Source organism: Mixta calida (genome assembly GCF_002953215.1).
Classification (GTDB): Bacteria; Pseudomonadota; Gammaproteobacteria; order Enterobacterales; family Enterobacteriaceae; genus Mixta; species Mixta calida.
In genome coordinates this window covers 3,670,701-3,697,380 of record NZ_CP026378.1, presented here as the reverse complement: position 1 = coordinate 3,697,380, position 26,680 = coordinate 3,670,701, and the positions used below count along the sequence as shown (strand labels likewise).

22 protein-coding genes, 1 tRNA gene and 1 pseudogene are annotated in these 26,680 nt (G+C 57.4%); 13 read left to right on the top strand and 11 right to left on the bottom strand.

Going from position 1 to position 26,680, the window contains the following annotated elements; translation table 11 throughout:
• Window positions 1-2: 2 nt before the first annotated feature.
• A complete protein-coding gene (gene mdcH / locus C2E16_RS17620; RefSeq protein ID WP_084971418.1) occupies window positions 3-974 on the top strand; it encodes a malonate decarboxylase subunit epsilon in 972 nt (323 codons plus the stop codon).
• On the opposite strand, the pseudogene C2E16_RS17615 reads toward mdcH, so the two are convergent.
• A pseudogene (locus C2E16_RS17615) lies at window positions 860-1,783 on the bottom strand (LysR family transcriptional regulator); the annotation flags it as partial. The gene mdcH and the pseudogene C2E16_RS17615 sit on opposite strands and share 115 nt — an antisense overlap.
• Window positions 1,784-2,132: 349 nt before the next feature.
• Here C2E16_RS17615 and C2E16_RS17610 point away from each other — a divergent pair.
• Window positions 2,133-4,979 (top strand): EAL domain-containing protein, encoded by a 2,847-nt coding sequence (locus tag C2E16_RS17610; protein WP_084971423.1) that lies wholly within the window; start codon window positions 2,133-2,135, stop codon window positions 4,977-4,979.
• A gap of 45 nt (window positions 4,980-5,024) precedes the next feature.
• Here C2E16_RS17610 and ftnA read toward each other — a convergent pair whose 3' ends face one another.
• Window positions 5,025-5,537: a non-heme ferritin gene (gene ftnA, locus C2E16_RS17605; RefSeq protein ID WP_038624153.1), complete on the bottom strand. Its 513-nt coding sequence runs from the start codon at window positions 5,535-5,537 to the stop codon at window positions 5,025-5,027.
• 328 nt (window positions 5,538-5,865) lie between these two features.
• Between ftnA and mrdA the strand changes: the two genes are divergently transcribed.
• The gene (gene mrdA, locus C2E16_RS17600) at window positions 5,866-7,731 is read left to right on the top strand and encodes a penicillin-binding protein 2 (protein WP_084971420.1); all 1,866 of its coding nucleotides are present in this window, start codon (window positions 5,866-5,868) and stop codon (window positions 7,729-7,731) included.
• Between the two features lie 14 nt (window positions 7,732-7,745).
• On the opposite strand, the gene C2E16_RS17595 is transcribed toward mrdA, so the two are convergent.
• Window positions 7,746-9,068, bottom strand: coding sequence for a methyl-accepting chemotaxis protein (locus C2E16_RS17595; RefSeq protein ID WP_084971422.1), 1,323 nt, complete (start codon window positions 9,066-9,068; stop codon window positions 7,746-7,748).
• Between the two features lie 194 nt (window positions 9,069-9,262).
• Between C2E16_RS17595 and C2E16_RS17590 the strand changes: the two genes are divergently transcribed.
• Window positions 9,263-9,338, top strand: a tRNA-Phe gene (locus tag C2E16_RS17590).
• A 227-nt stretch (window positions 9,339-9,565) separates the two neighbouring features.
• Here C2E16_RS17590 and C2E16_RS20635 read toward each other — a convergent pair.
• Both C2E16_RS20635 and C2E16_RS17585 read right to left on the bottom strand, forming a co-directional pair.
• Complete coding sequence (locus C2E16_RS20635) at window positions 9,566-9,802, bottom strand: hypothetical protein (RefSeq protein ID WP_071883654.1); 237 nt, start codon at window positions 9,800-9,802, stop codon at window positions 9,566-9,568.
• Between the two features lie 186 nt (window positions 9,803-9,988).
• Window positions 9,989-10,686, bottom strand: a protein-coding gene (locus C2E16_RS17585; protein WP_233987823.1) for an IS1-like element IS1A family transposase whose coding sequence is annotated in 2 segments (ribosomal slippage) — window positions 9,989-10,437 and window positions 10,437-10,686 — 699 coding nt in all. Because the reading frame shifts where the segments join, the coding sequence is not laid out codon by codon here.
• A gap of 427 nt (window positions 10,687-11,113) precedes the next feature.
• Between C2E16_RS17585 and C2E16_RS17580 the strand changes: the two genes are divergently transcribed.
• Window positions 11,114-11,497: a nitrous oxide-stimulated promoter family protein gene (locus C2E16_RS17580; RefSeq protein WP_038624177.1), complete on the top strand. Its 384-nt coding sequence runs from the start codon at window positions 11,114-11,116 to the stop codon at window positions 11,495-11,497.
• A 72-nt stretch (window positions 11,498-11,569) separates the two neighbouring features.
• Here the strand turns inward: C2E16_RS17580 and C2E16_RS17575 are convergent, their stop codons facing one another.
• Window positions 11,570-13,381 carry an autotransporter outer membrane beta-barrel domain-containing protein gene (locus C2E16_RS17575; protein WP_104951585.1) on the bottom strand — a complete coding sequence of 604 codons (1,812 nt, stop codon included), beginning with the start codon at window positions 13,379-13,381 and terminating at the stop codon, window positions 11,570-11,572.
• Complete coding sequence (locus tag C2E16_RS17570; RefSeq protein WP_146107485.1) at window positions 13,369-14,526, bottom strand: hypothetical protein; 1,158 nt, start codon at window positions 14,524-14,526, stop codon at window positions 13,369-13,371. The genes C2E16_RS17575 and C2E16_RS17570 overlap by 13 nt, the downstream gene beginning before the upstream one ends.
• A 378-nt stretch (window positions 14,527-14,904) precedes the next feature.
• On the opposite strand from C2E16_RS17570, the gene C2E16_RS20910 reads away from it, so the two are divergent.
• Window positions 14,905-15,081: a hypothetical protein gene (locus C2E16_RS20910; protein ID WP_156462406.1), complete on the top strand. Its 177-nt coding sequence runs from the start codon at window positions 14,905-14,907 to the stop codon at window positions 15,079-15,081.
• On the opposite strand, the gene C2E16_RS17560 is transcribed toward C2E16_RS20910, so the two are convergent.
• Window positions 15,074-15,715: a deoxynucleoside kinase gene (locus tag C2E16_RS17560; RefSeq protein WP_104951583.1), complete on the bottom strand. Its 642-nt coding sequence runs from the start codon at window positions 15,713-15,715 to the stop codon at window positions 15,074-15,076. The genes C2E16_RS20910 and C2E16_RS17560 overlap by 8 nt on opposite strands.
• 36 nt (window positions 15,716-15,751) lie before the next feature.
• The gene (locus C2E16_RS17555; RefSeq protein ID WP_084970626.1) at window positions 15,752-15,943 is read right to left on the bottom strand and encodes a hypothetical protein; all 192 of its coding nucleotides are present in this window, start codon (window positions 15,941-15,943) and stop codon (window positions 15,752-15,754) included.
• A gap of 264 nt (window positions 15,944-16,207) precedes the next feature.
• Between C2E16_RS17555 and yghU the strand changes: the two genes are divergently transcribed.
• From yghU to C2E16_RS17530, 5 genes are all read left to right on the top strand, one after another.
• Window positions 16,208-17,071, top strand: a complete 864-nt coding sequence (gene yghU / locus C2E16_RS17550) for a glutathione-dependent disulfide-bond oxidoreductase (protein ID WP_038624183.1) — start codon at window positions 16,208-16,210, stop codon at window positions 17,069-17,071.
• A 344-nt stretch (window positions 17,072-17,415) separates the two neighbouring features.
• On the top strand, window positions 17,416-18,585 hold the full coding sequence (locus tag C2E16_RS17545; protein WP_084970625.1) for a M20 aminoacylase family protein: 1,170 nt from the start codon (window positions 17,416-17,418) through the stop codon (window positions 18,583-18,585).
• 84 nt (window positions 18,586-18,669) lie between these two features.
• Window positions 18,670-20,073, top strand: a complete 1,404-nt coding sequence (locus tag C2E16_RS17540) for an MFS transporter (RefSeq protein ID WP_084970624.1) — start codon at window positions 18,670-18,672, stop codon at window positions 20,071-20,073.
• Window positions 20,074-20,469: 396 nt separating this feature from the next.
• A complete protein-coding gene (locus C2E16_RS17535; RefSeq protein WP_052133860.1) occupies window positions 20,470-21,906 on the top strand; it encodes a sugar porter family MFS transporter in 1,437 nt (478 codons plus the stop codon).
• A gap of 213 nt (window positions 21,907-22,119) precedes the next feature.
• Window positions 22,120-23,220, top strand: coding sequence for an NADH:flavin oxidoreductase/NADH oxidase (locus C2E16_RS17530; protein WP_084970630.1), 1,101 nt, complete (start codon window positions 22,120-22,122; stop codon window positions 23,218-23,220).
• A 110-nt stretch (window positions 23,221-23,330) separates the two neighbouring features.
• On the opposite strand, the gene C2E16_RS17525 is transcribed toward C2E16_RS17530, so the two are convergent.
• Window positions 23,331-23,837 (bottom strand): PadR family transcriptional regulator, encoded by a 507-nt coding sequence (locus tag C2E16_RS17525; protein ID WP_038624186.1) that lies wholly within the window; start codon window positions 23,835-23,837, stop codon window positions 23,331-23,333.
• 77 nt (window positions 23,838-23,914) lie between these two features.
• Window positions 23,915-24,703 carry a siderophore-interacting protein gene (locus tag C2E16_RS17520; RefSeq protein WP_084970623.1) on the bottom strand — a complete coding sequence of 263 codons (789 nt, stop codon included), beginning with the start codon at window positions 24,701-24,703 and terminating at the stop codon, window positions 23,915-23,917.
• A gap of 208 nt (window positions 24,704-24,911) precedes the next feature.
• Between C2E16_RS17520 and C2E16_RS17515 the strand changes: the two genes are divergently transcribed.
• Complete coding sequence (locus C2E16_RS17515) at window positions 24,912-25,352, top strand: DUF2231 domain-containing protein (protein ID WP_084970622.1); 441 nt, start codon at window positions 24,912-24,914, stop codon at window positions 25,350-25,352.
• Window positions 25,349-26,665: a PQQ-dependent sugar dehydrogenase gene (locus C2E16_RS17510; protein WP_038624189.1), complete on the top strand. Its 1,317-nt coding sequence runs from the start codon at window positions 25,349-25,351 to the stop codon at window positions 26,663-26,665. The genes C2E16_RS17515 and C2E16_RS17510 overlap by 4 nt, the downstream gene beginning before the upstream one ends.
• The last annotated feature ends 15 nt before the right edge of the window (window positions 26,666-26,680 follow it).

Sequence of the window (26,680 nt, the reverse complement as noted above, 5' to 3'; positions counted from 1 at the left end):
TAATGAAAGTGTTGTTTATGTTCCCCGGCCAAGGGCCGCAGCGTCCCGGCATGTTGCAGGGATTGCCGTGCGGCGACGAACTGCTGGCGGAAGCGAGCGAGGCGCTCCATGAAGATGTCGCCCGGCTGGACAGCGCCGAAGCGCTGCGGCATACCCGCGCGGTGCAGCTTTGCCTGCTGATCGCGGGCGTCGGTTGGGCGCGCGAGCTGGCGCGTCAGGGATTGCAGCCGGATATGGTCAGCGGCCTGTCGATCGGCGCTTTTCCGGCGGCGGTAACGGCGGGGGCATTGGATTTCGCTAACGCGCTGCGTCTGGTGGCGCTGCGCGGCGAGCTGATGGAGCAGGCTTATCCTTCAGGCTATGGTTTGACCGCGATTACCGGCCTGAGCCAGAGCGATATCGAACCGCTGCTGGGCGACTGCTACCTGGCGAATATTAACGCCGCGCAGCAGATGGTGATCGCCGGCAGCGAAGAGGCGATGCAGCAGGCGGCGCAGCGGGCGGCGGCGCACGGCGCGCAGAAGGTGCATCGGCTGGCGGTCAGCGTGCCTTCCCACTGCGCCTTGCTGAACGAACAGGCGCGGCGGCTGGCGCAGGCTTTCGCTGACGTCACGCTGACGCGCCCGCGCTACGCCTATCTGAGCGGCAGCACTGCCCGTCAGCTGTGGCAGCCGGAGCAGATTGCCGACGACCTGGCGATGAATATGGCGCGCACCGTGCGCTGGCACGAGACGATGGAAGCGGCCAACGAGCGCGATGTCGGCCTGGCGCTGGAGATGCCTCCCGGCGCGGTGCTGACCGGTCTGGCGCGCGAACCGCTGGCGCGCGGCGACGCGCTGTCGCTGGAGCGATCCGGCGTCGCGCTGACGCCGACTTCACGCGCATACATCCGGCCTTCCGCCACCAGCGCCAGCAGATTAGGATCGTGTTCGCGGTTGCGGTCGAAGACGATGGCGATCAGCTGCCGCATCTGATAGGGCTCCGCCAGCGGGATCAGTTGCAGGCTGCTTTCATAAATCCGTCGCATTCTGCCGGGCACCAGCGCATAGCCGACGCCCGCCTGCACCAGGCTCAGCATGGAAAAGATATCGTTAACGCGCATCACGATATTGGCGTCGAAACCGGCAATGCCGAACGCCTCCTGAAAGCCGTGAAAGGTAGCGAACCCCTCCGCCAGCGAAACGAACTTTTGCTGGCGGTAATCGCGCAGATCGGCGCTCGGCCCGTCGCCCAACTGCGCATCCGCCGGCGCCGCCATAAAAATCGTGTCCTCGAACAGCGGCAGCACCTCATGGCGCCGCCGGTCAATCTGGCTGTCGGTGACAGAGAGCAGGATCGCGTCCAGTTCGCCCTGCTGTAGCTTTTCCAGCAGCAGCTGATTTGAACCCATTGTTAAATCCAGCTCCAGATCGGGGCGGCGCAGCTTCATGCCCATAATCAGGCGCGGTACGGTCTCCAGCGTTAGCGAATAGAGCGTGCCGATGCGCATCCGCTTCTGTCCCAGTCCCGCCTTATTGCGCGCTTCGGTAATCCCTTTCGCCATGACATCCACCGCGTCCAGCGCGTATTCCAGCAGCGTATGCGCGGCGGGCAGCGGTTTCAGGTTGCGTCCCTGATGGATAAACAGTGGACAGCGTATATTTTCTTCAAGGGTATGCAGGGCGCGATGCACGCTGACATTGCTCAGGCTCAGCTGTTCAGCGGCGCGGGCGATGTTGCCGCAGGCCATAAAGGCGATAAAGATTTCCAGCTTGCGAAAACTCATGTCGGCGTCGATTTTCATGCAGGCTCCCTGTCTGGTTAAAACATCAGTGAATGCAGGGAAGCATAACCGGTTTAGCGCACAGCGTTTTTGATTTCCTGCGTAGACAAAAGACGCCGCTTCCTTTCCTTGCCCGGCGACAAAACCCTGCCCGCAATCTGGGTTAAGTTATTTAGTTAAGATCATTTCACCTGTAAAGCGCTGAATAATTTGTCACCCTTGCCGATATGCATGGAAAGAAGCCGTCTGCCGAAATGCGTTTGGGCGGACAGATAAGTTTTTCTTTAGCGTAGCGCTGGTCAGCCAGACGCACTACGTCGCCATGTCCAACCAACTCAGACCTCAGTCTGGGCCGCAAGCGGGCAACATGATGAACGAAAACTCAGATAAATATTATCGGCTACTGGTGCAGAGCGTAGTCGATTACGCCATTTATATGATCCATCCCGACGGCACTATCGCCAACTGGAACGTGGGCGCCGAACGGGTAACCGGCTATCTGCCAGAGGAGATCATCGGCAAAAACATCGCCGTGTTTTACAGCGAAAGCGAACGGGCGAAGGGCGTTGCGCTAAAAAACCTTGCCGTCGCCCAGCGCGACGGCCGTTTTGAAATGGAAGGCTGGCGTTACCGCAAAGACGGCAGCGCCTACTGGGCGCTGGTAGTGATCGACGCGATCTATGAAGATCAAGGCGGCATGCTGGGGTTTGCGGTGATTACCCGCGACTGTACCGAACAGCAGGCGCTGCTGCGCCAGGAGCGCGAGCAGGAGCAGAAGTTCCGTCTGCTGGTAGAAGGCGTCACTGACTACGCCATCTATATGCTCGATACCGATGGCATGGTAATGAACTGGAACAGCGGCGCTCAGCGCGCTAAAGGCTATGCCGCAGATGAGATCGTCGGGAAACACTTCTCTACCTTCTACAGCCTGCAAGAGCGCATGGCCTATATTCCGGAAAAGAACCTGCAAACCGCTTTTCGTACCGGCCGCTTCGAAGATAAAGGTTGGCGCTACCGCAAGGACGGCAGCGCGTTCTGGGCGCATGTGGTGATCGACGCCATTCTGGATGACAACGGCAAGCTGCTCGGCTATGCGAAAATTACCCGCGACTGTACCGAACAGCGGGAAATGCAGCGCGAACGGCGCACCCAGGAAGAAAAGTTTCGCCTGCTGGTGGAGAGCGTCACCGATTACGCCATCTATATGCTTGATACCGGCGGCCACGTGGTGAACTGGAACGCCGGCGCCCAGCGCGCAAAGGGCTACGTCACCAGCGAAATTATCGGCCAGCACTTTTCGTTGTTCTACAGCTCGCAGGAGCGGCAGAGCAGAATTCCCGACGCCAATCTCAATATCGCGCGCCGAACCGGGCGGTTTGAAGATCAGGGCTGGCGCTATCGTAAAGACGGCAGCGCGTTCTGGGCGCATGTAGTGATTGACGCCATCCGCGACGAAAGCGGCAAGCTGGTCGGTTTTGCGAAAATCACCCGCGACGTCACCGAACGGCGCGAATATGAGCAGCAGATCCTGCGCGCCAAAGATTTGGCGGAGGCGCAGAGCGAACGCATGACCTCGATGTCGCGATTTCTTGACACCATCATCACCAGCATTCCCTCCTGCGTGCTGGTGGAGGATGCCGTTTCACGCGAAATCCTGCTGGCGAACCGCAAGGCCGAGCAGCTGTTCGGCATGGAAAAAAACAGCATCCACGGCAAAAAGCCGCATGAGTTTATGCCGCCGGAGCTGAGCGATTATTTTAACGCGCTGGCCGATGCGGCGCTGCGCAGCGAAGGCGTCCATCAGAGCGAACGGCAGCTGGTGACCGTTGGCGGCGAGCGCATTCTGCACACCCGCGCGGCGACAGTACGCGGCGGCGATGCGCGCACCCACTATGTCATGCTGATCGTGGACGACGTTACCGATCAGCGCGCCGCCGATGCGCGCATTCACCATATGGCCCATCATGACTACCTGACCAGCCTGCCTAACCGCATTCTGTTCCGCCAGCGGCTGAGCGATGCATTGCGTCAGGATGCGCTGCACGAACGGCAAACCGCCGCGCTTTGTCTCGATCTCGACAACTTTAAGAACGTGAACGACGCGCTGGGTCACCAGATGGGCGATGAGCTGCTGCGCGCTATCGGCAGGCGTCTGCGCGCGGTGCTGCGCGAGCAGGATACGCTGGCGCGCATTGGCGGCGATGAGTTCGCCATCGTGCTGCCGGGCCTCAACAACCGTCAGGAAGCGAGCATGGTAGCGCAGCGGCTGATCGATGTCGTGATGCCGCCGGTCAATGTCGAAGGGCATAACCTGTCGGTGGGGATGAGCATCGGCATCGCCTTCGCCGATGCAGAGCTTTCTTCGCCGGAGCAGCTGCTGCGCTGCGCCGATATGGCGCTGTACGAGGCGAAGCGCAACGGACGCAACCGCTACGAATACTTCACGCTGGAGATGGATGTGCAGGCGCGCACCCGACGCAGCCTGGAGAACGATCTGCGCGAGGCGATCACTGAAAATCAGCTGCGGCTCTATTATCAGCCGATCACCAACAGCGAGCAGAAAGCGATTATCGGCTACGAAGCGCTGATGCGTTGGCATCATCCGGTGAAGGGGCTGATTATGCCGGGCGAGTTTATCGCCATCGCCGAAGAGACCGGGTTGATCCACAGCCTCGGCGCCTGGGCGCTGTATGAAGCGTGCCGCGAAGCAAAAAACTGGCCGGGCGATCAGACGGTGTCGGTTAACCTGTCGCCGGTGCAGTTTAAAAACAGCGCGCTGGTCTCAACGGTGGAGGGCGCGCTGCGCGAGTCGGGGCTGGAGCCGTGGCGGCTGGAGATGGAAATTACCGAATCGGTGTTGCTGGACGATACGCTGGGCAATATTCGCACGCTGCAAAGCCTGAAGGCGTTGGGCGTGCTGATTGCGCTGGATGATTTCGGCACCGGCTACTCATCGCTCAGCTACCTGCGATCCTTCCCGTTCGATAAGATTAAGATCGATAAGTCGTTTATCAGCGATATGAGCGATAGTCGGGAAGCGCTGGCGATCATTCGCGCCATTACCGGCATGAGCCGCAGTCTGGATATTCAGATCACCGCCGAAGGCGTGGAAAGCCGCGAGCAGTTCGACAAGCTGAAAGAGGAGGGGTGTACCCTGTTCCAGGGCTACTTCTTTGGCCGACCGCAGCCCTCTGAGCTACGGCTGACCATGCTGTAAAAAGCCGATCCCGGCGGGCCAGCCGCGCGCCGGGACAGCTTATTCTCAGGCCGTCGGGCCGTGGCTGTCGCCATTCATCTGCGCCAGATCTTTATCGACAAAGAACAGGCTTTTGCCGCTGTCGCCCACCAGCGCCAGCTTATCCAGCACCGATTTAAACAGCTTCTCTTCTTCGTGCTGTTCGGCCACGTACCATTGCAGGAAATGGAAAGTCGAGTAGTCCTGGCTGATCATCGCCGCGTGTGCCAGCTCGTTGATTTTGCGCGTAATCAGCTGCTCATGCTCGTAGGTTTGCTGGAACAGGTCCGCCAGGGAGTTAAAGGAGACCGGCGGCGCGGCGATGCTGCCCAGCACCGGCATGACGCCCGTATCGCTGAGGTAGTCAAACAGGCGCTGCATATGTTCCATCTCTTCACGCGAGTGGGATTTTAAAAACGCCGCCGCGCCTTCAAAGCCTTTGTCGCTGCACCAGGCGCTCATCTGCAAATAGAGATTGGCGGAATAGAACTCCAGATTAAGCTGGTCGTTTAAACGCGCGGTCATTTCATTAGTCAGCATAGCGATTCCTTGTTATTGGCAGGCAAAAGTTCTTTGGCGAATTATGCAGCAAAGCGGCGTAAAGCAACATGCTTTTTTGCGCTTTTTTCGATTTTAATGTTTTGATTTTAAAGATAATTAATTTGTTAACTGAATGCGACTAACTCGCATTTTCAACCGTATTCGCGTCGGCTGAATAGTCATTAATGGCTTTCAATGGGTAATTTGTTACATCATCACTAAATGTCACACTTTTCGCTGCGCATACGCATCTTTCCGCTAGTGCGCAGAGGGGAGCGCTTTATCATGAACGGTAAAAATGAGAATACGTAAAATTGCCGTTTGCTGAATGAATATTCGTGATTTCGTCGCCGAAGAGAAACTGTTTCGCTATCGCGCGCTGACCGCCTTTGGGCTGGTGGTCGTCTGTTTCGCTATTCTGATCGTCAACCTCTGGCATGTGCAGGTGCAGCAGCACCAGTACTATCAGACCCGATCCGACAGCAACGACATCAAAACGATCCCTGTCGCGTCCCGACGCGGCATTATTTACGATCGCAACGGCATCGCGCTGGTGAAAAACATCACCTGGTATGACATTACAGTGATGCCCTGGAAGGTAAAAGATATGGCGGCGCTGTTGCAGGCGCTGACGCCCATTGTCGATCTGACGCCGGAGGAGGCGAACGATTTTCGCCAGGCGTTGCGCCAGAGCAGCCGCTACCGGCCGGTGGTGCTGAAAACCGAACTGACCGAACAAGAAGTGGCGCGCTTTGCGGTGAACCAGTACCGTTTCGACGGCGTGCAGATAGAGAGTTACCAGGACCGGCAGTATCCTTACGGCGCGGCGCTGGCGCACGTCGTCGGCTACGTCTCGAAAATCAACGACCGCGACTATCAGCGCCTCAATGAAGAGGGCGTCGCGGAGAACTACGCCGCCGACCATAACATCGGCAAGCAGGGCATCGAACGCTATTACGAAGCGCAGCTGCATGGCAAAACCGGCTATCAGGAAGTGGAGGTCGATAACCACGGCCGCATTGTGCGGGTGCTGAAAGAGGTGCCGCCGGTCGCCGGCAAAAATATCTACCTGACGCTTGATCTGCATCTGCAACAGTATGTGGAAAGCCAGCTGCGCGGCCAGCGCGCGGCGGTGCTGATTGAAGATCCGCGCGACGGCTCGGTGCTGGCGATGGTCTCCAGCCCCAGCTACGATCCCAACCCGTTTGTGAAGGGCATCAGCTATCGCGCTTATCAGCAGCTGTTGCAGGATAAATCGCTGCCGCTGATCAATCGCGTCACCCAGGGACTTTATCCGCCCGCGTCGACGGTGAAGCCCTATATGGCGATGTCGGCGTTGCTGAGCGGCGTGATCACCCCGCAGACCTCCTTTTATGGCGCGCCTACCTGGACGCTGCCCGGTACTCAGCGGCGCTACCGCGACTGGAAAAAAAGCGGTCACGGCATGCTTGACGTCACCAGGGCTATCGAAGAATCGGCCGATACCTTTTTCTACCAGGTCGCGTGGGAGATGGGCATCGATCGCATCCATCAAATGCTGAGCCAGTTCGGCTATGGTAAATCCACCGGCATCGATCTGCTGGAGGAGTATAACGGCCTGCTGCCGGATCGCGCCTGGAAACAGCGTGTGCACAAGCGCGCCTGGTATCAGGGCGATACGGTGTCGGTCGGCATCGGCCAGGGTTACTGGCTCGCCACGCCGATCCAGATGGTGAAGGCGCTGGACGCGCTGATTAACAATGGACGGGTCGTGACGCCGCATCTGCTCTACGCCACCCGTAAGGGGAAACAGATCACGCGCTGGCAGCCTGCGACGCCGCCGATGCAGATCGCCGATGCGCATTCGCCTTACTGGGCGCTGGTACGCCGCGCGATGTTCGGCATGGCCAACGCGCCAAACGGCACCGGCTATAAATATTTTCACACTGCGCCTTACGGCATCGCGGCAAAAAGCGGCACCTCGCAGGTTTTCAGCCTGAAGCAGAACCAGACCTACAATGCGAAGCTGATCCCCGTGCGGTTGCGCGATCATGTGTTTTACACCGCTTTCGCGCCTTACGAAAAGCCGCGCGTGGCGATCGCGGTGATCCTGGAGAACGGCGGCGGCGAAGGCGTGTCGGCGGCGCCGGTAGTGCGGAATATCCTCGACCACATTTTCCTGCCCGACGAGCAGGAAAATGTGAAGGCGGGTTAGGGGAGTGCGCCCGGCTACTTCTCTTCCAGCGTACGGGCTACATGGCTGATGGCGCTAACCACGTCGGTCGCGCTGTCACGGATTTCGGCAATCAGCTCGCCCGCTTTTTGCGCCAGCGACACGCCGCGATCGGCGCGCTGCAAATTGCTTTCGATACCGCTCAGCGCTTTGCCTGCTAGCTGATGGTTATCACGCACCAGAGTTTCGATTTCACTGGTCGCGCGGTTAATATTGGCCGCCAGCGATCGCACCTCATTCGCCACCACCGCGAAGCTGCGTCCGTGCGCGCCAGCCCGTGCCGCTTCGATCGCCGCGTTCAGCGCCAGCAGGTTGGTCTGGCTGGCGATATTGCGGATGGTCTCCACAATTTGCCCGATTTGATCCGACTGGGCGCTGAGGCTGGAGACGTCGCCAGAGATATCGTGCAGCTCGCCCGCCAGCGCGTTGATGTTCAGTACGCTTTCTTCCACCACGCTTGCGCCGATGCGCGTGCTTTCATCCGTGTGCAGCGCGGTTTGATACGCTTGTTGCGCCGCTTCCCTTTCCTGGCTGTTTTTCTCTACCTGGGCGGTTACATTGGCGGCGAACTTCACAATCTTATAGAGCTGCCCATCCTCATCGAACACCGGGTTATAAGTGGCGCGCAGCCACAGCGTACGGCCCTGCTTATCGATACGATGAAACTGGCCGGAGACAAAATCGCCCTGGTTAAGCTTGTGCCAGAATGCGCGATACTCCTGGCTGTTGCGCAGTTCAGGCGTACAGAACATGCGGTGATGCTGACCGATAACCTCCTCTTCGCGATAGCCGGTAGCCTTCAGGAAGTTGGCGTTCGCCTTCAATACTTCGCCCTCCAGGTTGAAGCTGATGACCGCCATTGAACGATCGATGGCGGCGGTCATGGCGCGTTGCTCCTGCGCATCAAGAATATGCGGGGTGATATCCGACGCCAGCTTGATGATTTTAATGACTTTCCCTTTACGGTTGCGCACCGGCACATAGTTCGCTTCCAGCCAGACCGGACGCCCCTGTTTATCCAGCCGCAAAAACTTGTTGCTGAAGCTTTCGCCGCGTTCCAGACGTTGCCAGAACGCCTGATATTTTGGCGAGCTTACCAGTTCAGCCGGACAGAACATTCGGTGATGCTGCCCCTGAATTTCATCCAGGCGATAGCCCATGCGGCTGAGAAACAGGTCGTTGGCGTTAAGAATAATCCCCGCCGGGGTAAACTCGATGATGGCAATCGCCTTGTTAAGCGCGTTCAGCGTGGCGGAGGCGTTAGCGCACTGCCGCAAAGCGAAGCGTGAAGCGAATCCTGATGTAATAGAACGAAGCATGATGAACCTTTATTGTGTTATGAGGGTTTCATCGTGAGTTATCGACCCGGCTGTTTAAAAGTTAAACGCCGGAGGGGGTGGAAAGGCGCTTTTTACCGATGGTTTTACCGATTGGTGCAAAAGAGCGCAATCAGACAAAATTCGATGAAAAGCATTTGACGACATCGCGGCTTTACGGTTTAATGCGCCCCGTTGCCCGGATAGCTCAGTCGGTAGAGCAGGGGATTGAAAATCCCCGTGTCCTTGGTTCGATTCCGAGTCCGGGCACCACTTATTCAGAGAACCCGCCCAAAAGGCGGGTTTTTGCTTTTCCGGGAGTCGGACTCTCCATCGAACTGCGTTCGATTATTCGCCGTCAGCGGCTCACCCCTTCGGGGCCAGCGCGCCAGGCGCGCTGTTCAACGCCTGCGGCGTGAGTCCGAGTCCGGGCACCACTTATTCAGAGAACCCGCCCAAAAGGCGGGTTTTTGCTTTTCCGGGCCAGACTCTCCATCGAACTATGTTCGATTATTCGCCGCCAGCGGCTCACCCCTTCGGGGCCAGCGCGCCAGGCATGCCGCTGGTGGCGTTGCCGAATATCGCGGCGCTACCGCCAGTAATAAAGCTGCCATACTGCCGGGAATGATCACCGCCAGGCCGATAAGCGGGAAAAGGGCGACACAGCAAAGTTCCGCAATAAAGCTAACCATAAAGCCGGGCAGCACGGCATCAGGCGACTTATCGAACAACATCATTGGGTCTACCGCCCAGCTCGCCCTGAGCTTTATTTTCTATGCCATAGCCTGTAGACGTATAATAGAAAAGACGATTAGAGATTCAGGTTATTATGAATAAGTAGTATGGATTTTTAAAATGGCGCGGAAAGATAAAAATAAAAAGGAAACGGATATAACCTTAAGAGAATTGGTAATGACTCCAACTTATTGATAGTGTTTTATGTTCAGATAATGCCCGATGACTTTGTCATGCAGCTCCACCGATTTTGAGAACGACAGCGACTTCCGTCCCAGCCGTGCCAGGTGCTGCCTCAGATTCAGGTTATGCCGCTCAATTCGCTGCGTATATCGCTTGCTGATTACGTGCAGCTTTCCCTTCAGGCGGGATTCATACAGCGGCCAGCCATCCGTCATCCATATCACCACGTCAAAGGGTGACAGCAGGCTCATAAGACGACCCAGCGTCGCCATAGTGCGTTCACCGAATACGTGCGCAACAACCGTCTTCCGGAGCCTGTCATACGCGTAAAACAGCCAGCGCTGGCGCGATTTAGCCCCGACGTAGCCCCACTGTTCGTCCATTTCCGCGCAGACGATGACGTCACTGCCCGGCTGTATGCGCGAGGTTACCGACTGCGGCCTGAGTTTTTTAAGTGACGTAAAATCGTGTTGAGGCCAACGCCCATAATGCGGGCGGTTGCCCGGCATCCAACGCCATTCATGGCCATATCAATGATTTTCTGGTGCGTACCGGGTTGAGAAGCGGTGTAAGTGAACTGCAGTTGCCATGTTTTACGGCAGTGAGAGCAGAGATAGCGCTGATGTCCGGCAGTGCTTTTGCCGTTACGCACCACCCCGTCAGTAGCTGAACAGGAGGGACAGGTGATAGAAACAGAAGCCACTGGAGCACCTCAAAAACACCATCATACACTAAATCAGTAAGTTGGCAGCATCACCAAGAGAATTTATCTCTTTTATCTTATTTATTGCCGTCTGGTGGATTTTATATTTTTATACCAGTCTACTGATTAGGGACTGAAGGACGCAGGCTGAAAGGCCGCGCCTTGCCTGAGCGGGTGAGCAGGCATACTACGACAATGCAACGTTAGTCAACCAATAACCCTGTTAAATGCAGGGGTTAATGGGTGCGAAAATAATCCGCTGCCCGCTGCCCGCTGCCCGCTGCCCGCTGCATAGCGGCCGCTTTATAAGGATTAAGAAACATCTGTTGATCGCGGTTAATATCAGCGGTGATTTTTTGCGCTACAAATAGGCCGTGCCGTGACGTTCGCGTCACGTTGTGATCATCGGGCTATCAGGCAACGCGCTATGTCAGGAAAACGTATTCAGCGAGAAAAGCAAACCATCACCAAAATGATCGACCTGTATGCGTCAGGCTGTCCACAGGCGTCGCCCAATGCGGAAAAATACCAGGCACTTCATCGTTATGCTTTAAAGCGCCTTGACCGCTGCGCCTTCGGCGAAGAGAAGCCCGCCTGTAAACAGTGTCCGATCCACTGCTATCAGCCTGCAAAGCGCGAAGAGATGAAACAGATTATGCGCTGGGCGGGGCCGCGCATGCTCTGGCGTCATCCCATTCTCGCTATTCGCCATCTGATTGACGATCGGCGACCGGTACCGCCGCTGCCGGAAAAGTATCAGCCGAAGCGCAGGCCGCCGCGCGATGAAAACGCGCCTGCGGAAGAGCATTAACAGCGCGGCCCCCAATCGAGACGGGGACCGCTTATGTCCACGCTTATTACAGCGCCGAATCAGAACGCGTTATCAGAACTGGAACTTGATGCCCACCGTACCGCGCGTGTCGCTATACTTGTTTTGGCCTGTCCGCTGACCCACGTCGGCCCAAAGCGCCAGGCGACTGTTGACCTCGCCTTCAGCGCCAATACGCGCTTCCGCCAGATTGCGGCTGCCGATCATTGTGCTGCCTTCGCCGTTCATCTTCACCCCAAAGTCGCGGGTATGATGAATCCAGTTGGCTTCGATGTAGGGACGGAAGCTGTCCGCCACACCGTTTTCCGGCTTGCCCTTCATCCAGACGCGCATGCCCAGCTGCGTCATGACGTTACCGGAACCGGTCATGCTGACGTGCGTTCCCTGATCTTCCCCCAGAGAGTCCGCCTGCACATTCATCCACACCGCCTGACCACGCGGTTCAAGCCAGTAGCTGAACTTTTCCGAGCTGCCGATGGGTAGCGCATAGCCTGCTTCCAGCGAGGCGGTAACGCCATCGGAGCGATACTTCTCCTCGCGCATTTGAGCGCCGGAAACCGAGTTATGGAACCAGCTGTACTGAACCCAGCTGTCGATCCAGGCGCCGGTACGCGTGGCCTCGTCGGCAAACCAGGTTCCGTAGATCCCGACGCTATAGCCATCCGCCTGGCCGCGCGAAGTGTAGCCAGTAATCTCAGACCGTGATTTATTACGGTTATGGCCATAACCCGCCATCAGGCCAAGCCGTCCACCGTCGCGCGCGTTACTGCTCCAGTGCGCTATATCGCCGCCGAGCTGTAATACGTAGCTGTTACTGCGGCTAATCAGCTGGCCGCCTGCCTCTTCGAAACGGCTGTGCGAACCAGTATTGCGCATCCACAGGGTAGTGGAATGACGTTCGCCGGTCGCGTAATCAACATATTCATGCTCTCCCTGGCGGTCATGCAGACGCGTCAGGAACAGGGTATTGACCGCCGCCATGTTGGCGATATAGCTACCGCTTTCCGGGCGATACACTTTGGTATAGTCATAGCGCCCAACCTTACCGCTGTTGCCGTTATCGCCGTTCGCATCGCCGGTATTACTATTGTCGCCGTTCGAAGCGCCGCCATTGCCGTTGTCGCCGTTCGAACCGCCGCTGTTGCCGTTGCCGCCGTTCGAACCGCCGGTATTGCCGTTGCCGCCGTTCGAACCGCCGGTATTGCCATTATCGTTGGCGCCGTCCGAGCCGCCTGTGTTGCCGCTGTCGCCAGCGCCGTTCGAGCCGCCGCTGTTGCCGTTATCGCTGGCGCCGTTATCAGGACTCTCTGGCGCCGGTATCGTGTCATTATTTTCAATATCCGCCAGGCTGTTGCTCAGATACCAGTTTTTGCCTTTCTGCACCAGTGCATAGTCATACAGGCCGATGCCGATGCGTCGATCCTGAATAAACTGCCCTTCGGATACGCCGTTCACCGTGATCAGCTCTATACCCATATCGGTATGATCGCCGTGGCCGTAAATATGATTAAATTTCACCGTCGTGTTACCGCTGGTATTGCCGGTGACAATCATTCGGTCGCTGGGCGAGTCATTATCGCTGTTCAGCGTGACGTTCATCACCAGCGATCCGCCGTTGCCGCTGTAGTCTCCGTTTACCTTCAGCGTTTTAAATTCGGTGCCGGAATCGTTAAGGAAGTTAATGGTGCCGCCGTTGAGCTGCAAATGGGTCAGCGAGGAGCTGCCGGTCATATCCCATACGCTGTTGGCGCCGTTGAGCGCCAGATTGATCGTGCCGCCGTTCAGCGTAGAGGTGGTGCTGTAGAGATAAGCGTTATCTGCCGTGCGCAGATCAATAGATCCATTATCTGCCGTTACCGCCCCCATGCGCGGACCTGCCGATCGTTTAGCGTGACGTTGCCTCCGTCACGCGCATAAAATGCGGTCGCATTATCCGCGTTGCGCAGATCGCCCAATATCGCGCTGCCGTTCAGATCGATGCGGCTATTGCCTTCGGCGCCGACGTAAGTCAGGGCGCTGGGCAGCGGTGAATCTTCGCTTACGGCGACGGTCAGCTGGCCGTCAACCGTAATGGTTGAAGCGATATCGTCACGGCTATTGCTCGCCGTCAAAAAACGATCGGTTTCGCTAACGTTGGCGTCGCTGGCGAGCGTGAGCCAGGTATCGGTGAGGTGTACGTTTGCGCCGCCCCCGGCCACCACGCCATTAACGCCGTGCGTATTGTTCCGATCCCTGATCAGCATCAGCGAAGCGCCACCCTGCAAATCAATATTCGGCTGGCCTGACGCCGAAGGGCCGCTGGCGGAAATTGCGGTGAGCGCGCCATTGCCTGAAACCGAAAGGTCGGTATAGCCGGCGACGCTAATGCTGCCACCGCTGGCGACTATGCCCTGCACATTCACGTCTCTGCTATCGCTGTTAACCACAACAGAAGATTCATCCATCGCAATATTCTGTCCGATGGCTTCAATGCCCGTTGCATCGTCCGAAGCGATAACATTTACGCCTAAAGCACCAAACTGCATATTGGCGTTCTGGCTGGTATTACAGTCGGCAGCCGATCCGCAGTGAGCGGATACGCCGGTGGCATTACCAGATAAATTATTCAGGGTAACGCGCGTCGTGTCTGAAATATCGATACGTTTATCTTCCGCAGTGCCAGGTGAGGAAATAGCATTGATGCCGTACATCTGCCCCATTGCCTGACCATAAGCATTATCAGTCGCGTTAATATTAAGACCGGCGCCGCGTATTAATCCGCCCGCTTCAGCCGTCACCAGGTTAGGGCTATTTTCACTATTAATATGCGTTCTCTGACCTAAATCGATAGTGCGGCCATAGGCATGGACAATATATTCCGCCTGCTCCGAGGTGATATCGCTGCTGTCGATCGTCAGGCTGCCGTTAACCACAATATTGTCATTACTGAATTTAATCGTTGGCGCAGCAGCCGTACCTGGATGACTGTCAGCAAGAATGGCGGAGACTTTCTCGTCATCACTAATTTCCATGTCGGCCGCGCATACTGACATTGGCAAAAGTGCCATGGCTATTTGAACGGCTATTTTTTTCTCGGTGTTTAAAACAGACATAACGTGCATCCAAAATTTTAATAATAATATTCTTCCCCTTGCCGAAGGTGTTATTTAACAGGCAAGAGATATTCAATATGAATAATCTTCTGAGGCATTCAGAAAAGTGGTTCTGCGAATAATTTATTGAAGTTAAATGTAGTTATCCTTCCTTTTTCTATTAAACCTTTTCTGATAATAAAAGGTCATTACCAGATCTCATCCATAAACCTTAGACACTTTGTGGGTAATGGCAAATTTTTTCTTAAGACTTTTCTTAGTTAGGCGGAGGGCTTGTTGCTGTTGATGGGACGCGCTATGGCAGGAAAAGCTGTTCAGGCAGAAAAGCACGCCAGCGGCAAAATAAGCAATCTGCGTAAGACGGCGCGGGTCAGGCAAGATATAAACGCGCTGGATGGAGCGCAGCAACCCGATGCGGCGGCCCGCGTCGCCGGAAAAGTGCCAGCCGACAAAGAGGATGCCGCGACTAATTGACGCCCCAACCGGTTTGCTGCACCAGGCTGGCGGCCAGCGCCCCTACATCGGCAAAGCCCGACGCCACCGGCCAGACGATCAGGCGTGCGGGATAGTGCCGCACCAGCTGCGGCAGACAGGCGTCGTGGAAGCGTTTCAGATCTTGAAAATAGTCAAGCGTATAGGCGGTTTCGCCTGGCCGCGCGCGCTGCATACAGCTTGCAAAGCACGCCTGCGGATCGCGGTCAATATAGAGCACCACGTCGATGGGCGGGTAATCTTTAAAGCACGCCTTAATCTGGTAGTAGTAATCCATATAGCGGGCGTCAGGGCGCTCGGTTTGCAGGAAGTTGGTCTGACAGAACACCACGTCGCTGTAAAGCGAGCGCTCGATCACATAGTTGCCGTCGGGCAGCGCTTGCAGCAGCCGCTGACGCATGCGGGTAATGTAAAGCTGAAAGCGAATGCGCGCATTGGCGTCGTCAGGGCGGGCGGTGAAATCCTGTAAAAGCGCTAAAAAATGTGGATCGGCGTCCACCGGCTCCACCATCAGCCGCCATGTTTCGCCGGTCAGCGCCGTCAGTTTTTCCGCCAGCGGCCCGACAAGGGTACTTTTACCGGCGGCGATATTGGCCTCAACGGCGACAATTCTCATTCGATGTCCTTCTGCGTGGCGGGTACGGCTTTCTCTTTACTTACGGAATAAACGATAGCGTAAACGGCTGAAAAGATTCCCGGCGGGATGGCGCAGCAGGCGAGGGCGCTCGTTGCTGGCGATCATCTCGTCCACGCCAATTTCTACCATCAGTTCGCTCATCAGCGCAGCATGCTCAACGCTGACGCACTTCTCTACCTGACATTGTAAGTCATCATACCAGGACATAGCGGCTCCTTAGGGTTAGCCTAACAACAGAACAGGGTCTCCACAGATGTCAGTGCAAAGCGTATGCCATAGTTAACGTATTAAAAAATAATAATAAAAAGTCATGGCATGTCTTTTTGACAGAGGCGTTCAGCGTCAAAATGACAGCGCCATGTCGTTATGACGATACGCAGAGCCAGCACGGTTAAGTTTGTTGAAGGTCAACTGCTACACTCGATAGCAGCACTATCTGCGTCGCTAATCACCTATAAAGGACACCACATTATGTCAGAGAATAATTATCAGCCGCCGAAGGTCTGGAAGTGGGATCAGCAGGGCGCCGGCAGCTGGTCGAAAACCAATCGTCCCATCGCGGGCGCCACCCATGACGCCGAACTGCCGGTCGGCAAGCATCCGCTGCAACTCTATTCGATGGGCACGCCGAACGGTCAGAAGGTGACGATCCTGCTGGAGGAGCTGTTGGCGCTGGGCGTGAGCGATGCGGAATATGATGCGCACCTGATCCGCATCGGCGAAGGCGATCAGTTCTCCAGCGGCTTTGTCGAAGTAAACCCCAACTCCAAAATCCCGGCGCTGCTCGACGTATCGGAAAGCCCGGCGGTACGCGTGTTTGAATCAGGCGCTATCCTGCTCTATCTGGCAGAGAAGTTTGGTCACTTCCTGCCGCAGGACCGCGCCGCGCGCACCGAAACGCTCAACTGGCTGTTCTGGTTGCAGGGATCGGCGCCTTACATGGGCGGCGGCTTCGGCCATTTTTATCACTACGCGCCGGAAAAAATTGAATACGCCATTAACCGCTTTGCGATGGAAGCGAAGCGTCAGCTGGATGTGCTGGATCGTCAGCTGGCTCAGCATCGTTATATCGCCGGCGACGAATATACCATCGCTGATATCGCGATCTGGCCGTGGTATGGCGTACTGGCGCAGGGCGGTCTGTACGAAGCGGCGGAGTTCCTCGACGTCAGCGCTTACACCCATTTGCAGCGCTGGGCGAAAGAGATTAGCGAGCGTCCGGCCGTTAAGCGCGGACGCATCGTAAACCGCACCTGGGGCGAACCGTCACAGCAGCTGCGCGAGCGTCACGACGCCTCGGATTTTGAACTGCGCACTGAAGATAAGCTGAGCTAACGCTCAGACGCGGCGGAAAGGCAGCTTTCCGCCCGGTTATTTCGTTTTGCCTCTCTTGCGTTCTCCTTATTTTCTCTTTTTCGATATTCTGTTATTTGTCTGAATAACGGATGCCGTACGGTTATGCTTATCGTCAACTAATAATACGCTGCTATTTAATGAAAATAATAAATATAAATAATGCGTTTAACAGACTGAGCAATAATAATGGCTTCGCTAACGTATTAGTGAAGCCGTTAATAATAAAGCCATCTTTTTTGCTTTATGTGAAAACCGACGCATTTTATTTCCCCCGCTGAGCGTAAAAAGAAGTTTGGCTTTTTAATTGAGCGCAAGGGAAAGTTATGAAGTATATATATCAGCATATTAATAATAATCAGGATCAGTTTATTGCGCTGCGGCGCGATCTGCATCAGCATCCAGAATTAGGACTGGAAGAGACGCGCACCAGCGATATGGTCGCCGATAAGTTGCGCTCATGGGGTTATGAAGTGCATCGGGGTATGGCGAAAACGGGCGTGGTCGGTACCCTGCGCGTCGGCAGCGGCGAAAAAACGCTGGGGCTGCGCGCCGACATGGATGCGTTGCCGATGCGCGAGCAGAACGACAAGCCGTGGCGTAGCAGCACAGAAAATAAATTTCATGGCTGCGGTCATGACGGACATACCGCAACGCTGCTGTGCGCCGCCGAATATCTGGCGCGTAGTCGCCGCTTCAACGGCACGCTGCATTTGATTTTCCAGCCGGGCGAGGAGCTGCTCTACGGCGGGCGGCTAATGCTGGAAGATGGACTGTTCCGCCAGTTCCCCTGCGACGCCATTTACGCACTGCATAATATGCCGGGCATTAAAAAAGGACACATCCATACCCGTACCGGCGCCATGCTGGCCTCCGCCGACACGCTGCATATTGAGGTGGTCGGTAAAGGCGGGCACGGCGGCTTCCCGGAAAAAACCACCGACGCCACGCTGGTGGCCTGCCAGATCGTGCTGGCGCTGCAAACCATCGTTTCGCGCAACGTTTCGCCGTTTGATCAGGCGGTGGTGACGGTTGGCAGCCTCTGTTCCGGCGAAGCGCCCAATATTATCAACGCCAGCGCGCTGCTGAAGTTGAGCGTACGCGCGCTGGACAACAACGTGCGGCAGCGGCTGTTGCAGCGTATTCGGGAGATTGCCCTTGGCCAGGCGCAAAGCATGGGCGCCGAAGTCAACATCGAGCACGTCAACGGCTGTCCGGCGCTGGTCAACGATGCCGATGCGACGGCGTTCGCCGTTGAGGTGGCGCGCGATCTGTTCGGCGCGGAGAAGGTCTGCGCCGATGCCGCGCCGGTGATGGGCAGCGAAGATTTCGCCTTTATGCTGGAGCAGAACCCCCGCGGCGGTTATCTGTTTCTCGGCGCCGGCGACGAGCCGGAACGCTGTATGGTGCATCATCCCGGTTACGATTTTAACGATGAACTGATCGCCCCCGGCGCGATCTTTTTCAGCTATCTTGCCGAACGCTTTTTAAAATAACGGTTTTGCGCAACGCGGCTGCTTTACAGGCATTTCCGCCGGAAGAGAACCGGCCGCGCAACAACAATGATGAAGGGAGTCATTATGTCCGCCACAGAGATCAACGCTGCGGCACCTGCCGCATTTCAGGGAAGCGGTCGGCTTATTCTCGGTATTATCGCCGGCGTGCTGACCTTTTGGCTTTTTGCCCAGTCGGTAGTGAATATCGTACCGGCGATTCAGCAGGAGGTGGCGATTCCGCTGGAGTCGCTCAATTTAGCGATAAGCCTGACGGGACTCTTTTCCGGCTGTTTTATTGTGGTGGCGGGCGGCTTCGCCGATCGTTTTGGCCGGGTGAAAATGACTCAGCTTGGCCTGCTGTTGAGTATTATCGGCTGCCTCTGCCTGATTATTTCGCAAAATACCCTGTTGTTCGCCGTGGGGCGCATTATCCAGGGGCTGTCGGCCGCCTGTATTATGCCCGCCACGCTGTCGCTGATTAAAGCCTACTATCAGGATGAAGCGCGGCAGCGGGCGCTGAGCTACTGGTCGATTGGTTCCTGGGGCGGCTCCGGCCTCTGCTCGCTGGCGGGCGGGGCGATTGCGACTTACTGGGGCTGGAAATGGGTGTTTATTTTATCGATTCTCTGCGCGCTGACCGGCATGCTGCTGATCCGCGGCACGCCGGAAAGCAAAGTCGCCGCAACGCAGGGAAACCGGTTCGACTACTTCGGTTTGTTCACCTTTGTGGTGATGCTGATCTGCCTGAACTGGACTATCACTAAAGGCAGCGCGTTCGGCTGGCTGAGCAGCGTGGTGCTGATCCCCGGCGCGGTTTTTGTGTTGGCGGCGCTGCTGTTTTTCACCGGCGCGCGTCGTAAAAAAAGCGCCAGCTTTATCGATTTCGCGCTGTTTAAACACCGCGCCTACAGCGGCGCGGCGCTCTCTAATTTCCTGCTGAACGCCGTCGCCGGCACGCTGATCGTCGCCAGCGTCTATGTTCAGCAGGGGCGCGGCTTCAGCGCTTTTCAGTCCGGCATGTTGACCATCGGCTATCTGATCGCGGTGCTGAGTATGATTCGGGTAGGTGAGAAACTGCTGCAAAAGACAGGCGCGCGCAGGCCGATGCTGTGGGGCACGGCGATCACCGGCGTCGGCGTGGCGCTGATGGCGTTCACGCGCCTGCCCGACGGCGTCTACGTGGCGGCGGTGCTGATCGGCTATATCCTGTTTGGGCTGGGGCTGGGCTTTTACGCCACGCCCTCCACCGATACCGCCATCTCCAGCGCGCCGGAAGATAAAATCGGCGTGGCGTCCGGCATTTATAAAATGGCCAGCTCGCTGGGCGGCGCCTTTGGGATTGCGATTTCCGCTTCCGCCTACGCGGCAATGCTGCCGCAGGGCGTGGCGGCCGCCGCTAGCGTCGGCCTGCTGGTGAACGTGTTGTTCTGCGTGCTCGCTTTCCTGGCGATTGCGCTGATGGTGCCGCGTCAGGCGAAGCAAGCCTGAGGTGAGTTAGGGCGACGGCCTCTCGCCGCGCGGCTGCGCGAAAGCGTGAAAATTTTTAATCAGCAGCCGGAGGCGGCGCGGCGGGAGACTGACAAGAACGACTCATTAATATTTTCCCGGTGCGATGAGCATTGCGGGCGCGCCTTTTTCTGTCCACTCTTTTACACGCTGGCATAAACGCCAGCGTTCCTTTTTTCAGCCTACATACCTTTGCCGTTCAGAACGCGGTGGCTCTTCTGTAACCCTTTTTATTGTGACTTTCATCACGTAAACAGGCGATTTCAGCGAAGGCTGTCTAAACTTATCTTTACCTTTTGCCGTTTAGCTGGAGAAAGCCCTTATAAATCAATGGGAAGTCCTGAATAAATCATTACAAAACTAATAACAGGGAGCAATATGGCCGACTATCCAACTGAACAACCTGCCGTCGCAGAGGCGGAAACGCTAACCAAAGATACCGTCAGACAACGCATCTTTATCGTGGTGCTGGTGGCGACCATGGGCGCGCTCGCCTTTGGCTACGATACCGGCATTATTTCTGGATCATTGCCCTTTATGTCCGCCGCGCCGTCGCAGGGTGGGCTGGGGCTGAACTCCTTTACCGAAGGCCTGGTCGCCTCGTCGCTGATTTTCGGCGCAGCGATCGGCTCCTTTCTGAGCGGGTTTTTCTCCGACCGCTTCGGCCGTCGCATGACGCTGCGTAGTCTGGCGCTGCTGTTTATCGCCGGCGCGCTGGGCACCGCCGTGGCGCCGACCGTGTCCACCATGATTGCCATGCGCTTTGTGCTGGGGATCGCCGTCGGCGGCGGTTCCTCCACCGTGCCGGTGTTTATCGCCGAGATTGCCGGACCAAAGCGCCGCGCGCCGCTGGTAAGCCGCAATGAATTGATGATCGTCAGCGGGCAGCTGCTTGCCTATGTCGTCAGCACCATCATGAGCTATACGCTGCACGATCCGCATATCTGGCGCTATATGCTGGCGCTGGCGATGGTGCCGGGCATTCTGCTGTTTATCGGCACCTTCTTCGTGCCCGCTTCGCCGCACTGGCTGGTGTCGGAAGGGCGCTTCACCGAGGCGCTGAAGGTACTGAAAAAGCTGCGCGAAACGCCGCGCGAGGTGCGCAAAGAGATGGCGGAGATGCGCAAGCAGGAACGGCTGGCGCGTAAGGGACCGTCGGTGAAAGCGCTGCTGAAAGAGCGCTGGGTGATTCGCGTGCTGCTGACAGGCTGCGGACTGGGCTTTGTGGCGCAGTTTACCGGTGTTAACGCCTTTATGTACTACACGCCGATCATTCTGAAAACTACCGGCATGGGCACTAACGCCTCGATCGCCGCCACCATCGGCAACGGCATCGTGTCAGTGCTCGCCACGCTGGTGGGCATCTGGGCGGTCAGCCGCTTCAGCCGTCGTCATATGCTGATGACCGGACTGAGCATCGTGATTCTGACGCAGATAGCGCTGGGCCTGACCCTGACGCTGCTGCCGCAGAACCTGACGCAGAGCTATCTGGCGCTGGCGTGCATTCTGGTGTTCCTGTTCTTTATGCAGATGTGCATTTCGCCGGTTTACTGGCTGCTGATGTCCGAGCTGTTCCCGATGAAGATTCGCGGCGCGCTGGCGGGCACCGCGGTCTGCTTCCAGTGGATCTGCAACGCGACGGTCGCGTTTGCTTTCCCGCTGCTGCTGAGCGTCATCGGCAATCAGACCTTTTTCCTGTTTGTGCTGCTGAATATCGGCTCCTTCATTTTCGTTTTCTTTATGCTGCCGGAGACGCGCGGCAAGAGCCTGGAGGAGATCGAAAATATGATGCGCAGCAAATACGGCGAAGTTTAAAAACGGCGGGCGGGCTATTATCAGCCTGCTTTGGACCTGATAACCAGCGCGAACGCGCTGCGTCAGGCGACAAGATGCCAACGCGACAGGGGGTTTAAAGAAAACCTCGTCGCGGACGGCGGTATAACCGGCAGCGTTGAGCTGCCGGTTATCGTTCAGAGCCGGTCAGGATCGGCTCTGCTCTATTCTTTCTTCCTGAACGAAGGGGTTAACATGTCAGGTTTATTTTCACCGTTCTCTTTAAAAGACGTCACGCTGCGCAACCGCATCGCGGTGCCGCCTATGTGCCAGTACACCGCCACCGACGGCCTGAGCAACGAATGGCATCGCGTACACTATAGCGGCCTGGCGCGCGGCAGCGCGGGACTGGTGATCGTCGAAGCCACGGCGGTATCGCCGGAAGGGCGCATCACTCCCGGCTGCCTCGGCATCTGGAACGATGAGCAGGCGGAGAAACTGGCGCAGATTGCGCGTGATATCAAAGCGGCGGGCGCGGTGCCGGGCATTCAGATCGCCCATGCCGGACGCAAAGCCAGCGCTAACCGTCCGTGGGAAGGCGACGACCATATCGCCGCTGACGACGGTCGCGGCTGGGAAACCATCGCGCCGTCCGCCGTCGCCTTCGGCGCAAATCTGCCGCAGGTGCCGAAAGCGATGACGCTGGACGATATCGCCCGCGTACGTGAAGATTTCGCTACCGCCGCCCGTCGCGCCCGCGACGCCGGTTTTGAATGGCTGGAGCTGCACTTTGCGCACGGCTACCTGGCGCAGAGCTTCTTCTCGGTGCAGGCTAACCAACGTCAGGATCAGTACGGCGGCGACCTCGCTGGCCGCAGCCGCTTTATGCTGGAAACGCTGGAAGCCGTGCGTCACGTCTGGCCGGAAAACCTGCCGCTGACCGCGCGTTTTGGCGTCATCGAATATGATGGCCGCGACGAGGAAACGCTGGCGGAATCGATTGAAGTGACCCGTCAGATGCGCGCTAACGGCCTGGATCTGCTGAGCGTCAGCATCGGCTTCTCCACCCCGGACGCCAATATTCCGTGGGGCCCGGCGTTCCTTGCGCCGATCGCCGAGCGCGTGCGCCGGGAAGCGCAGATTCCGGTCGCTTCCGCCTGGGGCATCGATGCGCCGGCTATTGCTAACCGCACCGTGGAAGAGCAACAGCTGGACCTGGTGATGGTGGGCCGCGCGCACCTGGCGAACCCGCACTGGCCGTATCAGGCCGCGCTGGCGCTGAAAGAAGAGAAGGCCGCCTGGGTGCTGCCTGCGCCGTATGCGCACTGGCTGGAGCGCTACCGCACCAGCGAGTAATCGCTTTCGGGCCTGCCGTCGGCGGGCCCGCTTCAACGCTTTTTCTACGGCCTCCCCACGGAGGCCGTTTTTATTGCGTACGGCCGTCCGCAAAACTCAGCGCCACGCCCTCAGCTGCGCTCGATCTTTTTCGCCGCCTCGTCCAGCACATCGACAATGGCGTAGAGCGCCTGCTGCGAAAGGTTTTCATCGGCCAGGCGGGTGTTCAGCGCCATCTTCATATTATGGATCGCGCGCTGCACTTCCGGCTGGCTGCGATTGTTAGCCAGCACCGCCAACGACGCCAGACGCGCCATTACCGCCTCCAGCTGCGGCTGCTGCTGCGCCAGATGCGCTTCGCCCTCGGCGGTGATCAGGTGATTTTTCTTGTTGCCTTCTTCCGCCACCGCCTGGATATAGCCCATCTCCTCCATCAGCGTCAGGTTAGGGTAAACCAGGCTGGGGCTGGGGGTATATTCGCCGCGCGACAGCTCCTCGATCGCCTTGATGATCTCGTAGCCGTGCGCCGGACGCTGCGCCAGCACCGTTAAAATCAGCAGGCGCACCTCGGTGGCGTCCAGCAGGCGCTCTTTACGCTTTCTGTGGGCAAAAAAGGCGGAACCGTTTTTATCTTTCATCGTTTTACGTCACGTTTGAGAATAAATAAGGAACGGCGCGTTCCCGATCGGTCCGCGCCGCAACCGGAAAGTGACGCTTACTTGCTGTGCCAGTAGGCAACGCCGCGCACGTAGCTGTCGTTAATCTGACGCTGTTCCGTCAGGTAGTCGAGCAGCGTTTTTACCCGATCGCCTTCGCCGGTGATCCAGAGAAAATAGCCCTGCGGCGGGATCGGCAGTCGCTCCAGCGCGGCGTGCGCGATAGCGGTATCGCCGGCAGGCAGGAAATGACAGGTGATGCCGTCCAGCGGCGGCAGGTAGGCTTTGCTCTGCGCTTCGTCCGCCATAATCATCAGATGCACTTCAGCTTCCACCTGCGCTGCGCGCAGCTCCGCCAGGCGGCGTCCCAGCGCAGGCAGGCCCGTTTCGTCGCACAGATAGAGCTGGAAGGCGTAGTCGGTCGGCATGCAGAAAGAGCCGCGCGGCCCGCCGATCACCAGCGGATCGTTCTCCTGCGCCCGTTCCGCCCAGTCGCTCGCCACGCCGCCCGGATGGATAAAGAAATCGATGGTTAAACGATTGGTCGCCGCGTCATACGCCAGCGGAGTGTAGTCGCGCGATGCCGGGCGCTTGCCCTCCGGCCAGACCACGCCCTGTTCGCCCACTTCCGGCAGGCTCAGCTCGCCGCTGGCGGCGTCAGGAAAAAAGAGTTTGATGTGATCGTCGAAGCTGTGGGAGGTGAAGCCCTGGAGATCGTCGCCGGTCAGTACGATGCGGTAAAAACTGCCGATACGCGTCTTGCTCTGCACGCGGAGCTGACGCAGCCGCAGCTCGTTTTTCTTACGGGTGGGCAGCGGCCAGTTCTGTGCGGTGATGTCTGCGCTCATCGTGATTGTCTCGTCTGAAGTAAAAGCAGAAACATATCCAAGATATATCTTAACCACAAGATCCTTTTGTGCGCTTTCAGGAAGGATTTGACTATTTTTGCCTGTTTAGTGCGCGAAAATCTTTACGTTTACTAATCTTTTTCAGGTTAGCGATACGGCAGCAAGCGCATTGTTGCCGGTCATTTTTTGTTACTTCAGGAGCCCGCCGATGAACCCCAATGCGACCAGACGCCACTCTGCGCTTGCTGTGGCGCTGTATGAATTCCTTAATCCGATCCCGCTCGGCTTTTTCACCGCCGCATGGATTTTTGACATTATTTATCTCAACAGTCCTCACCCGATGTGGACGAAAAGCGCCAGCTGGCTGATCGCTTTCGGCCTGATTATCGCCATTATTCCTCGGCTGATTAACCTGGTGCAGGTATGGGTCGGCGTTTCATGGCCGCAAACCTCGCCGGTGAAAATCCATTTCTGGGCCAACCTGCTGGCTATTGTGCTGGCGATCTTCAACGCCTTTGTGCACAGCCGCGATGCGTATGCGGTGGCGCCCGCTGGCGTGATCCTCTCTACTTTGGTGGTGGCGCTGCTGTGTCTGGCCAATATTCAGCTTGCTCTGCGCCTGCGTAGCGCTGAAGGAGTCGCGCGATGAAAAAATCAATTTTACTGCTGGCGCTCTCTTCCGCGCTGTTGCTGAGCGGCTGTGATGAACAGGCTGCTGTCGATGCTGAACAACAGATGGGGCCCGATCCGGTATTGCCGAAGGCGCAGGACTTCTTGATGCCGCCGATGCAGGTGCCGAAGGGCGTTAGCTGGAAGCAGGGCGAGACGCCGAAGGTTGCCAGCGGACTGCGCATCACGAAAGTGGCGGACGGCTTTATGCATCCGCGTCAGGTATATGTGCTGCCGAATAATGATGTGCTGGTGGTGGAAGCCAACAGTCCCGGCACCGCGCCGGTGACCGCGCCGAAACAGCTGGTGATGGGAATGGTGCAGAAATCCTCCGGCAAGGGCGGCAAAGGGGGCAACCGCATTACGCTGCTGCGCAATCCCAGCGGCGACGGCGTAACCTGGGAAAAGCATATCTTTCTTGAGAATCTCTATTCACCGTTCGGCGTACAGCTGGTGGGCGATACGCTTTACGTCGCCAACGCCGACAGCATCAGGCGCTACCATTATGAAACGGGCGCGACGCGTATTACCGATCCCGGTACGGAATTGGCCGATCTGCCGGGCGGCATTAACCACCACTGGACTAAATCGCTGCTGGCCAGCCCGGACGGCAGCAAGCTCTATGTCGGCGTGGGATCTAACAGCAATATTACTGAAAACGGCCTTGATGCAGAGTATCGCCGCGCCGCGGTGCTGGAAGTCGATACCGCCACCGGCGGCAGCCGCATCTACGCTTCCGGCCTGCGTAATCCCACCGGCTTGCAGTGGGAGCCGCAAACCGGCAAGCTTTGGGCGATCGTCAACGAACGCGACGAGATCGGCGCCGATCTGGTGCCGGACTATCTGACGTCGGTACAGGAAGGCGGCTTCTACGGCTGGCCCTGGAGTTATTTCGGCCAGCATGTCGACCATCGCGTCATGCCGCAGCGCCCCGATCTGGTGGCGAAGGCGATCAAGCCTGACTATGCGCTCAGCTCGCACGTCGCCCCGCTGGGACTGCTGTTCTATACCGGCAGCAATCTGCCGGAGAAATATCGCGGCGGGGCCTTTATCAGCGAACACGGCAGCTGGGACAGAACCCCGCTGAACGGCTATCGCGTTTCGTTCGTCGCCTTCCGGGATGGCAAGCCGGTCGGCAAGCCGGAGCCGTTTGTCACCGGATTTTTGACCGACGATCAGAAAGAGGTGCGCGGCCTGCCGGTTGGGCTGGCAATGGATAAGCAGGGCGGGGTGCTGATTGCGGATGATGCGGGCAATACCGTCTGGCGCGTGACCGCGGCCGGGACGCCGTAGCGAAATGACGGCGCG

Bases quoted from the DNA above. Each gene is read 5' to 3' on its own strand.
- C2E16_RS17575 (WP_104951585.1), bottom strand. From the start codon at position 13,381: ATGGGGGCGGTAACGGCAGATAATGGATCTATTGATCTGCGCACGGCA.
- C2E16_RS17545 (WP_084970625.1), top strand. From the start codon at position 17,416: ATGAAGTATATATATCAGCATATTAATAATAATCAGGATCAGTTTATT.
- C2E16_RS17560 (WP_104951583.1), bottom strand. From the start codon at position 15,715: ATGAGAATTGTCGCCGTTGAGGCCAATATCGCCGCCGGTAAAAGTACC.
- C2E16_RS17595 (WP_084971422.1), bottom strand. From the start codon at position 9,068: ATGCTTCGTTCTATTACATCAGGATTCGCTTCACGCTTCGCTTTGCGG.
- C2E16_RS17510 (WP_038624189.1), top strand. From the start codon at position 25,349: ATGAAAAAATCAATTTTACTGCTGGCGCTCTCTTCCGCGCTGTTGCTG.
- C2E16_RS17530 (WP_084970630.1), top strand. From the start codon at position 22,120: ATGTCAGGTTTATTTTCACCGTTCTCTTTAAAAGACGTCACGCTGCGC.
- C2E16_RS17610 (WP_084971423.1), top strand. From the start codon at position 2,133: ATGAACGAAAACTCAGATAAATATTATCGGCTACTGGTGCAGAGCGTA.
- C2E16_RS17520 (WP_084970623.1), bottom strand. From the start codon at position 24,703: ATGAGCGCAGACATCACCGCACAGAACTGGCCGCTGCCCACCCGTAAG.
- yghU (WP_038624183.1), top strand. From the start codon at position 16,208: ATGTCAGAGAATAATTATCAGCCGCCGAAGGTCTGGAAGTGGGATCAG.
- C2E16_RS20635 (WP_071883654.1), bottom strand. From the start codon at position 9,802: ATGATGTTGTTCGATAAGTCGCCTGATGCCGTGCTGCCCGGCTTTATG.
- mdcH (WP_084971418.1), top strand. From the start codon at position 3: ATGAAAGTGTTGTTTATGTTCCCCGGCCAAGGGCCGCAGCGTCCCGGC.
- mrdA (WP_084971420.1), top strand. From the start codon at position 5,866: ATGAATATTCGTGATTTCGTCGCCGAAGAGAAACTGTTTCGCTATCGC.
- C2E16_RS17540 (WP_084970624.1), top strand. From the start codon at position 18,670: ATGTCCGCCACAGAGATCAACGCTGCGGCACCTGCCGCATTTCAGGGA.
- C2E16_RS17570 (WP_146107485.1), bottom strand. From the start codon at position 14,526: ATGGAAATTAGTGATGACGAGAAAGTCTCCGCCATTCTTGCTGACAGT.
- C2E16_RS17535 (WP_052133860.1), top strand. From the start codon at position 20,470: ATGGCCGACTATCCAACTGAACAACCTGCCGTCGCAGAGGCGGAAACG.
- C2E16_RS17525 (WP_038624186.1), bottom strand. From the start codon at position 23,837: ATGAAAGATAAAAACGGTTCCGCCTTTTTTGCCCACAGAAAGCGTAAA.
- C2E16_RS20910 (WP_156462406.1), top strand. From the start codon at position 14,905: ATGGCAGGAAAAGCTGTTCAGGCAGAAAAGCACGCCAGCGGCAAAATA.
- C2E16_RS17580 (WP_038624177.1), top strand. From the start codon at position 11,114: ATGTCAGGAAAACGTATTCAGCGAGAAAAGCAAACCATCACCAAAATG.
- C2E16_RS17555 (WP_084970626.1), bottom strand. From the start codon at position 15,943: ATGTCCTGGTATGATGACTTACAATGTCAGGTAGAGAAGTGCGTCAGC.
- ftnA (WP_038624153.1), bottom strand. From the start codon at position 5,537: ATGCTGACTAATGAAATGACCGCGCGTTTAAACGACCAGCTTAATCTG.
- C2E16_RS17515 (WP_084970622.1), top strand. From the start codon at position 24,912: ATGAACCCCAATGCGACCAGACGCCACTCTGCGCTTGCTGTGGCGCTG.